Source organism: Acetilactobacillus jinshanensis (assembly GCF_004359375.1).
GTDB lineage: Bacteria > Bacillota > Bacilli > Lactobacillales > Lactobacillaceae > Acetilactobacillus > Acetilactobacillus jinshanensis.
The window spans coordinates 1468516-1480385 of record NZ_CP034726.1; the positions used below are offsets into that span (position 1 = coordinate 1468516).

Genomic DNA, 11870 nt, shown 5'->3' on the forward strand with positions numbered 1-11870 from the left:
AAATTTACTAATTTTATTAGCCATCAATTAACGCTTTTATTATACTATTTTTATAAAATAACTAAAAAGTGGTCATATTTCACATTATTGCGTAGCTTTTTAAATCTCCCTATAATTATATATTGTGTTATTAATATCCATTTACTAATAGCGAAGGTGATATGCAATGACTAATGAAGAACGTAAAAAGAAACAACAATATCCTAAATGGCAGCCTAAAATGGAGCAGTATCAGCTGGATTTAAACAAAGCTGCCGTAGATGGTGATATGAAAAAAGTTGGTCAATATACGTTAATTATCAACCAACTTTGGGATAAATATCATCAGAATCAAAAATAAATAAATTTGCTTTATGAGAAATATTTATATCTGAATCTAAAATAATAAGGCGCTATTTTTAATTAAATAGCGCCTTATTTCTTTATTAAAGCCGTTTCCGGGGTTTGAACCCAGGATCTTTTCCTTACCACGGAAACGCTCTACCTATTGAGCTAAGACGGCGGTATATATAATTAGGATAAATAAAAAAGCCTTCGAAATCAATCGAAGACCTTTTCTCTCATGTTTGTTCGCGTGGCAACGGCCTATCCTCGCAGAGGGCGATCCCTCAACTACTTTCGGCGCGCGGAAGCTTAACTTCTGTGTTCGGCATGGGAACAGGTGTATCCTTCCGGCTATCGCCACCACACTATATTTTCAAGAGAACTTCGTTCTCTCAAAACTGGCTAATATCCATACTTCTCCGAGGATACCTTTTTGGGTTAAGTCCTCGACCGATTAGTACTGGTCGGCTTCACGCCTCGCGGCGCTTCCACGTCCAGCCTATCGAACTCATCATCTATGAGTGGTCTTACTTCCCCGAAGGGAATGGGAAATCTCATCTTGAGGTGGGTTTCACACTTAGATGCTTTCAGCGTTTCTCTCATCCATACATAGCTACTCAGCAGTGCCCCTGGCGGGACAACTGATACACCAGCGGTATGTCCATCTCGGTCCTCTCGTACTAAAGACGGCTCCTCTCAGATTTCCTACGCCCGCGACGGATAGGGACCGAACTGTCTCACGACGTTCTAAACCCAGCTCGCGTACCGCTTTGATGGGCGAACAGCCCAACCCTTGGAACCAACTACAGCTCCAGGATGCGATGAGCCGACATCGAGGTGCCAAACCTTCCCGTCGATATGAACTCTTGGGGAAGATAAGCCTGTTATCCCCGGGGTAGCTTTTATCCGTTGAGCGATGGCCCTTCCATTCGGAACCACCGGATCACTAAGTCCGACTTTCGTCCCTGCTCGACCCGTTGGTCTCACAGTCAAGCTCCCTTGTGCCTTTACACTCGATGAATGATTTCCAACCATTCTGAGGGAACCTTTGAGCGCCTCCGCTACTCTTTAGGAGGCGACCGCCCCAGTCAAACTGCCAACCTGACACTGTCTCCTGCCACGATCAGTGGCATGGGTTAGAGTGTTCGTACAACAGGGGTAGTATCCCAAAGACGCCTCCACCGAAACTAGCGTTCCGGTTTCCACGGCTCCTACCTATTCTGTACAAGTCATATGAACACCCAATGTCAAGCTACAGTAAAGCTCCACGGGGTCTTTCCGTCCTGTCGCGGGAAACCTGCTTCTTCACAGGTACTTCAATTTCACCGAGTCCTTCGTTGAGACAGTGCTCAGATCGTTACGCCTTTCGTGCGGGTCGGAATTTACCCGACAAGGAATTTCGCTACCTTAGGACCGTTATAGTTACGGCCGCCGTTTACTGGGGCTTCATTTCAGAGCTTCGCCGAAGCTGACTCATCCATTTAACCTTCCAGCACCGGGCAGGCGTCAGCCCATATACTTCATCTTACGATTTCGCATAAACCTGTGTTTTTAGTAAACAGTCGCCTGAGCTTTGTCACTGCGGCTGCACTGACGTGCAGCGCCCCTTCTTCCGAAGTTACGGGGCAATTTTGCCGAATTCCTTAACGAAGGTTCACTCGCTCACTTTAGAATTCTCATCCTGACTACCTGTGTCGGTTTGCGGTACGGGCGGTTAATCACTAGCTAGAAACTTTTCTTGACAGCGTGACGTCAGTAACTTCCTTACTAAACTTCAGTCCTCGTCACTGCTCACGTGAACGGGAACAAGCATTTGACTCATTCCCTGGCTCGCAGCTTGAACATGCACAACCAGCGGCATGCATTACTTAGCCTTCTGTGTCTTTCCTTCGCTTAAAACGCAATTAACCGGTACAGGAATCTCAACCTGTTATCCATCGCCTATGCCTTTCGGCCTCGGCTTAGGTCCCGACTAACCCTGGGCGGACGAACCTTCCCCAGGAAACCTTAGTCATCCGGTGAACTAGATTCTCACTAGTTTCTCGTTACTCATACCGGCATTCTCACTTCTAAGCGCTCCACAGGTCCTCACGGTCCTGCTTCAGTGCCCTTAGAACGCTCTCCTATCACGCGCACCTGACGGTGCGTGTCCACGATTTCGGTAATGTGCTTAGCCCCGGTAAATTTTCGGCGCAAAACCACTCGGCTAGTGAGCTATTACGCACTCTTTAAATGATGGCTGCTTCTGAGCCAACATCCTAGCTGTCTATGCAATTTCACTTCCTTTTCCACTCAGCACATATTTAGGGACCTTAATCGGTGGTCTGGGCTGTTTCCCTTTCGACCATGGATCTTATTACTCACAGTCTGACTCCCGGATATTTAAATCAATGGCATTTGGAGTTTATCAGAAATCAGTAGCTCAAGACGAGTCCTTCATTCTAACAGTCGCTCTACCTCCATGATTCTTCATCCGAGGCTAGCCCTAAGGTTATTTCGGAGAGAACCAGCTATCTCCAAGTTTGTTTGGAATTTCACCGCTATCCACATCTCGTCCAAGCAATTTTCAACTTACACTGGTTCGGACCTCCGGTCCGTATTACCGAACTTTCATCCTGGACATGGATAGCTCACTTGGTTTCGGGTCTACGGCAACATACTCAACGCCTGATTGAGACTCGCTTTCGCTGCGGCTCCGGCTTTTCGCCTTAACCTCGCATGCAACTGTAACTCGCCGGTTCATTCTGCAAGAGGCACGCTATCACCCGTTAACGGGCTCTAACTGCTTGTAAGCATATGGTTTCAAGAACTGTTTCACTCCCCTTCCGGGGTGCTTTTCACCTTTCCCTCACGGTACTGGTTCACTATCGGTCACTAGGTGGTATTTAGCCTTGGGAGATGGTTCTCCCGGCTTCCGACGGAGTTACACGTGTTCCGTCGTACTCAGGATCCTGAACTGAGAAGCATCAATTTCGCCTACGGGGCGTTCGCCCTCTCTGGCAGATCTTTCCAAATCTTTTGACTATTAATGCTTTTGGTAACTCAAATGTTCAGTCCTACAACCCCATGAAGCAAGCTCCATGGTTTGGGCTCTTCCCCGTTCGCTCGCCGCTACTTAGGGAATCGAAATTTCTTTCTGTTCCTGCTGCTACTTAGATGTTTCAGTTCACAGCGTCTTCCCCTCGCCAGCTAATCAATTCACTGGCGAGTAATCACCGACTGAGGTGATTGGGTTTCCCCATTCGGAAATCCCCGGATCAAAGCTTACTTACAGCTCCCCGAGGCATATCGGTGTTTGTTCCGTCCTTCTTCGGCTCCTAGTGCCAAGGCATCCACCATACGCTCATAATAACTTAACCTAAATGTTTGTCACTTGCGTGACAACGGTTTTGGTCATTTTGAATAATTTTAGAATTCAAAAATAACGCGGTGTTCTCGGTTGAAATTAAAATTTAAAATAAATAATAATTTCAATAGGAAATATAAATATTATCCAGTTTTCAAAGAACCAAGTTCTAATGTATGAGCCCTCACGGGCTCAATGGAGTATAGCGGAATCGAACCGCTGACCTCCTGCTTGCAAAGCAGGTGCTCTCCCTGCTGAGCTAATACCCCATAACAGCAATGGGTCTGGACAGACTCGAACTGTCGACCTCACCCTTATCAGGGGTGCGCTCTAACCAACTGAGCTACAGACCCATACGGGCAAGGCCTGTAGGCCTCTCAAAACTAAACAAGATTTCGATATCTGTACAAGTTTCCGATTGAATGTAAATCCTTAGAAAGGAGGTGATCCAGCCGCAGGTTCTCCTACGGCTACCTTGTTACGACTTCACCCTAATCATTCGTCCCACCTTAGATAGCTGGCTCCTCAAAAGAGGTTGCCGCACTATCTTTGGGTGTTACGGACTCTCATGGTGTGACGGGCGGTATGTACAAGACCCGGGAACGTATTCACCGTGGCATGCTGATCCACGATTACTAGTGATTCCAGCTTCGTGCAGTCGAGTTGCAGACTGCAGTCCGAACTGAGAACAGCTTTATGGGATTAGCTTGACCTCGCGGTTTCGCAACCCATTGTACTGTCCATTGTAGCACGTGTGTAGCCCAGGCCATAAGGGGCATGATGATCAGACGTCATCCTCACCTTCCTCCGGTTTATCACCGGCAGTCTGACTAGAGTGCCCAACTGAATGCTGGCAACTAGTCACAAGGGTTGTGCTCGTTGCGGGACTTGACCCAACATCTCACGACACGAGCTGACGACGACCATGCACCACCTGTAGATCTGTCCCCGAAGGGAACAGCTAATCTCTTAGCCTAACAGAAGTATGTCAAGGCCTGGTAAGGTTCTTCGCGTAGCATCGAATTAAACCACATGCTCCACCACTTGTGCGGGTCCCCGTCAATTCCTTTGAGTTTCAACCTTGCGGTCGTACTCCCCAGGCGGAGTGCTTAATGTGTTAACTTCGGCACTAAAGGACGGAAATCCTCTAACACCTAGCACTCAACGTTTACAGCATGGACTACCAGGGTATCTAATCCTGTTTGCTACCCATGCTTTCGAGCCTCAGCGTCAGTGACAGACCAGACAGCCGCTTTCGCCACTGGTATTCTACCATATATCTACGCATTTCACCGCTACACATGGTGTTCTACTGTCCTCTTCTGTACTCAAGTCGCTCAGTTTCCAATGCACTTCTTCGGTTAAGCCGAAGGCTTTCACATCGGACTTAAACAACCGCCTGCGCTCGCTTTACGCCCAATAAATCCGGATAACGCTTGCCACCTACGTATTACCGCGGCTGCTGGCACGTAGTTAGCCGTGACTTTCTAACCAGATACCGTCACTACCAAGCCATTTCCTACTTGGTACGTTCTTCTCTAGCAACAGAATTTTACGAGCCGAAACCCTTCTTCATTCACGCGGTGTTGCTTCATCAGGCTTTCGCCCATTGTGAAAGATTCCCTACTGCTGCCTCCCGTAGGAGTCTGGACCGTGTCTCAGTTCCAATGTGGCCGATTAACCTCTCAGTTCGGCTATCCATCATCGTCTTGGTAGGCCTTTATCTTACCAACTAACTAATGGACCGCGGGTCCCTCCAAGAGCGACGCAAACGCGCCTTTCAAACTGAAACCATGTGGTTTCAGTTGTTATCCGGTATTATCATCCGTTTCCAGATGCTATCCCAGACTCAAGGGCAGGTTACCCACGTGTTACTCACCCATCCGCCGCTCACTCGAATGTAGAATCATTTGATGCAGAGCATCAAAATCATCTACGGGAGTGCGCGCGACTTGCATGTATTAGGCACACCGCCAGCGTTCATCCTGAGCCAGGATCAAACTCTCATGTTAAAAATAACATAAGAACTTAATTACAAGCTCTTAAGATTAAATTACTAGTTTAGTTGTACGAACGAATTTATTAAAAACGCACGTAAAGTTAAAAATCTCATTATAAAATAACGAGACCACTTGCACTTGTGATGTCAAAATCTTGTTCAGTTTTCAAAGACCTACAATTACTAGCCACATGAGCTCTCGCTCACGTGACAATTATTAATATATCACTCACGTGAAATATTGTCAAGCAGTAATTAAATCTTTTATTAATTAAGATAACTATCTGCCGCCCATTTCACGGAGCAATTATTAATTTACTCCTTAGTGGATAAATTGTCAAGGACTCTTCGTAAAAAGATAACAAAAAAGTGCTGATTTTTAATCATCAGCACTTTTGAATCATTTTCGAGTAAATTATATTTACTTATTCATCTGGACGCATGGTTGGGAATAATAGTACGTCTCGGATTGATTTAGCATTGGTAAGTAACATTACTAAACGATCCATACCAATACCAATACCACCAGTAGGCGGCAAGCCATATTGTAATGCCTTTACATAATCGTAATCGATACTTTCGGCACCGGCATTACCCTCTTCTTTTTCTTTGGCCTGCTTTTCAAAGGCTGCTAACTGGGTAAACGGATTATTCAATTCAGAATAAGCATTACCGTATTCAGTACCTAAGATATAGAATTCGAAACGCTGGGTAAAGCGTGGATCCTTTAAATTACGCTTAGCCAATGGAGAAATGGCGGATGGATGTCCATAGATAAAGGTTGGTTGCTTGATATGAGCCTTAACCTTATCTTCAAAGAACTGGTTAATGATATTACCAACACCGAAGAATGGTTTGACTTCGACACCGTGTTCCTTAGCTAATGCTTTAGCGTGATCTAATGACATCTTAGGCCAGAAATCAACACCGGTAACATCTTTAATAGCATCAACCATGTGTAAACGACGGAATGGTTTGTTCATATCAATCTTGTGGCCCTGGTAATTAACGATTCCGTTATCGGTAACGGCGTTCGCAGCGGCTTTAAAGATTCCTTCGATTTCATCCATGTCATCGTACATGTCATAGTACTGAACATAAGTTTCTAATTCAGTAAATTCAGGGTTATGGTCAGGATCCATCCCTTCGTTACGGAAGACACGGCCCATTTCATATACTCGTTCCATACCACCAACGATTAAACGCTTTAATGGTAATTCCAAGGCAATTCGTAGGTACATATCCAGGTCCATGGCATTATGATGGGTAACGAATGGACGAGCGTTAGCACCACTTGGAGCAGTATTCAAGATTGGTGTTTCAACTTCAGTCATATTAAGCTTGTTATCTAAGTAACTCTTAACCGCTTTGATAATCTTGGTTCGTTTTTCAAAACGGTCAAAGCTATCACGGTTAGAAATCAAGTCTAAGTAACGTTGACGGTAACGCTGAGCCTTGTTCTTTAAACCATGGTATTTATCAGGTAAAGGACGTAATGCTTTATCTAAGAAATGAATCTTAGTGACACGAACCGTTAATTCACCGGTATCGGTCTTCATCATTACACCGTCAAAACCGAAATCATCACCTAAATCGGCGTGCTTATAAAAAGCAAAATTGTTTCGGCCAACGACATCACGACGGATATAAACTTGAATTCTACCAGTTCGATCTTGGATATCAGCAAAGCCAACTTTACCGCTACCTCTTTTAGCAACCATACGGCCACCAATTACAACGTGCTTATCCAGTTTAATAACCTGGTCTTTACTTAAGCCGTCGTATTCATCATGTAGTGGCTTAGCTAAATGAGTTCGCTTAAAACGATGACCGAACGGGTAAACACCCGTTCTTTCCAAATTGTGCATCTTTTGTAATCGAGCACGCATTTGGTCATTCATTTTCATGGGCACTCTAAAAACCTCCATCTTTGATTAAATCTTTAATCATTAATATTTAACGTTTCGAATTAGATATATTAGTACCTATTAAGCACTGTTATTATATCATATTCTAAGAATTATATCTCTACGCTATTAATAGCCTCGCTGGCCACGAGCTTTAAGAATTGCTTGACGGCGCTGAGCCTTTTCAACGAATCGATCTAAGATCTTATCCATTTGATCTTCAGTATCAGCTCCAAAAATCGCAACTTTCGTTCTAGCAGCATGCGGCATGCCCTTCAAATAATAAGCGGCCTGGCCTCTAAAGATTCGTGGACCCATCTTAGCACCACGAAGACCGACCAAACGATGCAAATGATCCTTCGCAATGGCAATCTTCTGAGCAACGGTTGGTTCAGGTAATAATTCACCGGTGGCAAGGTAATGAACGGTCCGCTTCAACATCCACGGGTTACCTAAAACACCACGGGCGATCATCACGGCAGTACATCCCGTATAATCGAGCATTCGTTTGGCGTCCTGTGGCGTTCTAACGTCACCGTTACCAATGAACGGGATCGATAGATGACTGGCCACATCACGTAAAATATCCCAATTAGCGTGACCACGATAAAACTGTTTACGGGTTCGACCATGCATCGCAATGGCACTAGCTCCAGCATCCTGGGCAGATAACGCATTCTGAATGGCATAAATATGATCTTCATCCCAACCGGTCCGCATCTTAACGGTAATTGGCTTATCAACGTTTTTAACCAGTGCAGACACTAGATCATAAATTTTATCTGGATAAAGTAACCAGTGGGATCCGGCACCTGTCTTAACGACCTTCCGAACCGGGCAACCCATATTAATGTTAATGATGTCGACCGGGGTGTGAGCAGCTAAATATTGAGCGGCAGGAACTAACGTTTCTTTACTGTTCCCAAAAAGCTGAATACTCATCGGGTGTTCATTTGGGTTAACACTTAACATGCCTAACGTCTTTTGGTTGTGATGGATTAATCCACGGTCAGAAATCATTTCACACGTTACTAATCCAGCACCAAATTTCTTACAGATGGTTCGAAAGGCAACGTTAGTCACTCCGGCCATCGGTGCGACGACCACTCGATTCGGGATCGTAACGTTACCGATCTTCCATGCTTGACTCTTCATGTTCATTACTCCTCATTATCGATTATTTTTCTTAATTCGATTTTCTGAAAGAACCAATAAATCCTTCAAATCATCTTCACTATACTTGTAACGATTACCACAGAACGAGCAAACAACGCTAGCACCATGATCTTGATCGATCATCGTCTTAATCTGTTTAGGATTTAAGCCAGCGATGTCGCGACCAAAGTTCTTCTTTGAGCAGCTGCATTTAAACTGAACCGGCATTTTCTGAAGATAATTTAGGTTCTCACGACCGAAAACGTAATCGATCACCTTCTCAGGCTGATCATCTTCGGATAATAATTGGGTGATCTTAGGAGCCTTCTTAATTCGCTGTTCAACCTTGGCAACCTGTTTATCAGTGGCACCAGGCATCTTCTGGATTAAGTAGCCACCAGCGGCACCAATCGTGTCGTTAGCGTTAACTAAAACGGATACATCCAAAGCTGATGGGATTTGCTCAGACTGCTTTAGGTAATACGTAAAATCATCACCAATTTGACCAGAAGCTAAATGAACGTTACTGGTGTATGGCTGACGATCACTACTCAAGTTCTTAATGACCTGCATAAAGCCATCTTTACCAACGGCCTTACCAACGTCAACTTCATTCGCATCATTGGTTGGTAATTCAACCTGAGGATTTTGAACGAAGCCCTTAACGTCACCGTTAGCGTTAGCGTCAACTAAGATCAAGCCAACGGGACCTTTACCATAAATTCTAATCGTCATTGACTGACCCGCTTCTAAAATTGAAGCGGATAACATCAAACTAGCGACGATGGTCCGGCCTAAGGCAGACGATGAAGCATTGGTCGTCTGGTGCCGTTTTTGAGCTTCAGCAACGGTATTTGTAGCGTTAATTGCGTACGCTCTAAATAAACCGTCCTTAGTAATGGCTTTTAATAAATAATCCTTCATGTTTTATTCTCCTTACGATCTATTACAAAAAAGGCGTAGGCTAAACTGCCCACGTCTTTTAAAATTAATAATAATTATAATTATTTCTGACTATTGTCAGACGGATCTTTTGGCTGATTATCAGAATCACTAGTGGAGTCATTCTTATGACGAGCAGCTTGTTTCTTTTCTTCATCATGTTTTTCCAAAGCCTTTTTAGCTTCTTCAAATGATGCACCGTTCTCATCTTTGTCTTCACTTGGAAATTCATCTTTCGGCTGATCTTCTGGCATATGACCAGTATCGTATAAGCACTTAATCTGCTTAGCATCTAAAGTTTCGTACTTCAGTAGAGCTTGAGCAATAATTCGATGCTGCTTACGGTGACTCTGAATAATCTTGTAAGCGACCTGATGAGCATGATCAATAAAGTGTTTAACTTCTTGATCAATTTCATAAGCAGTCTTTTCAGAGTAACGCGGGCGATCATATGGACTTTCAGTTGGTGAGATGTATTGAACATCACCCAATTTATCACTCATACCATATTGAGTAACCATAGCTCGAGCTAAATTAGTGGCTTGCTGGAAATCATTTGAAGCTCCTGATGATTCAGAGTGGAAAATGATTTCTTCAGCAGTACGACCACCAAGTAGTCCAGCTAATTGTTCCATGGCGTTGTGCTTAGACAATAACTTTTCGTCTTCTTTTGGCAGCATAATTGCATAACCACCAGCACGGCCACGAGGAACGATCGTAACCTTATGGACGACTCGAGCATCGTTTAGTACTAAACCAACGATGGTATGCCCAGCTTCATGCGCAGCGACGACATCCAATTCATGTGGACTCTCAACCGCGTTCTTCTTAGCTGGACCAGCAATTACTCGATCTTCGGCTTCATCAACATCGTCAGGTTCAATTCGAGTCTCATTTCGTTGCGCAGCTAACAATGCCGCTTCATTAAGTAAGTTAGCTAAATCGGCACCAACAAAGCCTGGTGTCTGTCGAGCAATTTCCTTTAAATCAACATCTGGTGAAAATGGCTTGTTCTTGGCATGAACCTTTAGAATTGCGTAACGGCCACGAACGTCTGGACGGCCAACTAAGACTTTCCGGTCAAAACGACCTGGTCGAGTCAAGGCTGGATCCAAGACATCAGCACGGTTAGTAGCGGCAATGACGATAACACCTTCGTTACCACTGAAACCATCCATTTCAACCAGTAACTGGTTTAACGTCTGTTCACGTTCATCATGGCCACCGCCGATTCCTGATCCACGTTTACGACCAACGGCATCAATTTCATCAATGAAGATAATGGATGGTGCATGACGTTTAGCCTGTCTGAATAAATCACGGACACGACTAGCACCAACACCAACGAACATCTGAACGAAATCAGAACCCGAAATAGCGTAGAAAGGAACGTTCGCTTCACCGGCAACCGCTCTGGCTAGTAAGGTTTTACCAGTACCAGGGGGACCTTCAAGCAAGACACCATGTGGAATCCTGGCACCCAAACGTGTATATTTCTTTGGGTTCTTTAAGAATTCAACTACTTCAACTAATTCTTGCTTTTCAGCATCTTCACCGGCAACGTCTGAGAAACGAACTTTGTTCTTCTTACTGTCAGTTGGCTTGACGTGGCTCTTGCTGAATTTCATAATTCCGCCGCCACCACGGCCAGCTTGGTTCATCATCATGTAGAAGAATAAGATGAAGATTACTAACGGTAAGATGTAGACAATTAAGTTAAGCCAGAAGCCGTTTGATTGTTCAGGCTTAGCGTTTAATTTAACGTTATCTTTTCTAGCAGCTTTCGAGATTTCAGCCACGGTACCATTATTCTTTAGAACACTGGTACTAAAATGACTTACACGATTACCTTTAGAAGAACCTAACCCGGCAAATGAATAAGCGTTATTAGCACTGTGGTTGAGCTGAGATTTACGGTATTTACCGGAAATCTTGTATACCCCACCGGAAGGTTGAACAGAAAAGTTCTTAACTTTGTTCTTGTGCAAATCACGCATAAATTGACTGGACTGGATTTCTCTGGTTTGATTGTTACCTCCACTATCACTAATAAAGTAGATAGCGCCCATGATGACTAAGAAGATAACAATGTAAAATAGACTGCTCCTAAACAATCCATTTTTCCTATTTTTCATCACGTGCCTCCTCACAATTTATGCTATTAGAGGCTTCAAACAGACTTTACTTGATAAAATCC

General features: G+C 44.3%; 5 protein-coding genes, 3 tRNA genes and 3 rRNA genes. 1 reads left to right on the forward strand and 10 read right to left on the reverse strand.

Annotated elements, in window-relative coordinates:
- The first annotated feature begins 166 nt into the window (after positions 1-166).
- Positions 167-340: a hypothetical protein gene (locus ELX58_RS07975; protein ID WP_162614676.1), complete on the forward strand. Its 174-nt coding sequence runs from the start codon at positions 167-169 to the stop codon at positions 338-340.
- Positions 341-429: 89 nt separating this feature from the next.
- Here the strand turns inward: ELX58_RS07975 and ELX58_RS07095 are convergent.
- From ELX58_RS07095 to ftsH, 10 genes are all read right to left on the reverse strand, one after another.
- Positions 430-502, reverse strand: a tRNA-Thr gene (locus ELX58_RS07095).
- A gap of 70 nt (positions 503-572) precedes the next feature.
- Positions 573-689: ribosomal RNA gene (gene rrf / locus ELX58_RS07100) — 5S ribosomal RNA — on the reverse strand.
- A 69-nt stretch (positions 690-758) separates the two neighbouring features.
- A 23S ribosomal RNA gene (locus ELX58_RS07105) occupies positions 759-3683 on the reverse strand.
- A 183-nt stretch (positions 3684-3866) separates the two neighbouring features.
- Positions 3867-3939: transfer RNA gene (locus ELX58_RS07110), tRNA-Ala, on the reverse strand.
- A 10-nt stretch (positions 3940-3949) separates the two neighbouring features.
- A tRNA-Ile gene (locus tag ELX58_RS07115) sits at positions 3950-4023 on the reverse strand.
- An 83-nt stretch (positions 4024-4106) separates the two neighbouring features.
- Positions 4107-5682 (reverse strand): 16S ribosomal RNA (locus tag ELX58_RS07120).
- The 16S, 23S and 5S rRNA genes sit together here with 3 tRNA genes alongside, the layout of an rRNA operon.
- 412 nt (positions 5683-6094) lie before the next feature.
- Entirely contained in the window at positions 6095-7576 is a 1482-nt protein-coding gene (gene lysS, locus ELX58_RS07125; protein ID WP_133442596.1) for a lysine--tRNA ligase, read from the reverse strand.
- A gap of 129 nt (positions 7577-7705) precedes the next feature.
- On the reverse strand, positions 7706-8731 hold the full coding sequence (gene dusB, locus ELX58_RS07130; RefSeq protein WP_133442421.1) for a tRNA dihydrouridine synthase DusB: 1026 nt from the start codon (positions 8729-8731) through the stop codon (positions 7706-7708).
- Positions 8732-8746: 15 nt separating this feature from the next.
- The gene (hslO, locus tag ELX58_RS07135; RefSeq protein WP_133442422.1) at positions 8747-9655 is read right to left on the reverse strand and encodes an Hsp33 family molecular chaperone HslO; all 909 of its coding nucleotides are present in this window, start codon (positions 9653-9655) and stop codon (positions 8747-8749) included.
- An 80-nt stretch (positions 9656-9735) separates the two neighbouring features.
- Complete coding sequence (gene ftsH, locus ELX58_RS07140) at positions 9736-11808, reverse strand: ATP-dependent zinc metalloprotease FtsH (RefSeq protein WP_133442423.1); 2073 nt, start codon at positions 11806-11808, stop codon at positions 9736-9738.
- Positions 11809-11870: the final 62 nt, after the last annotated feature.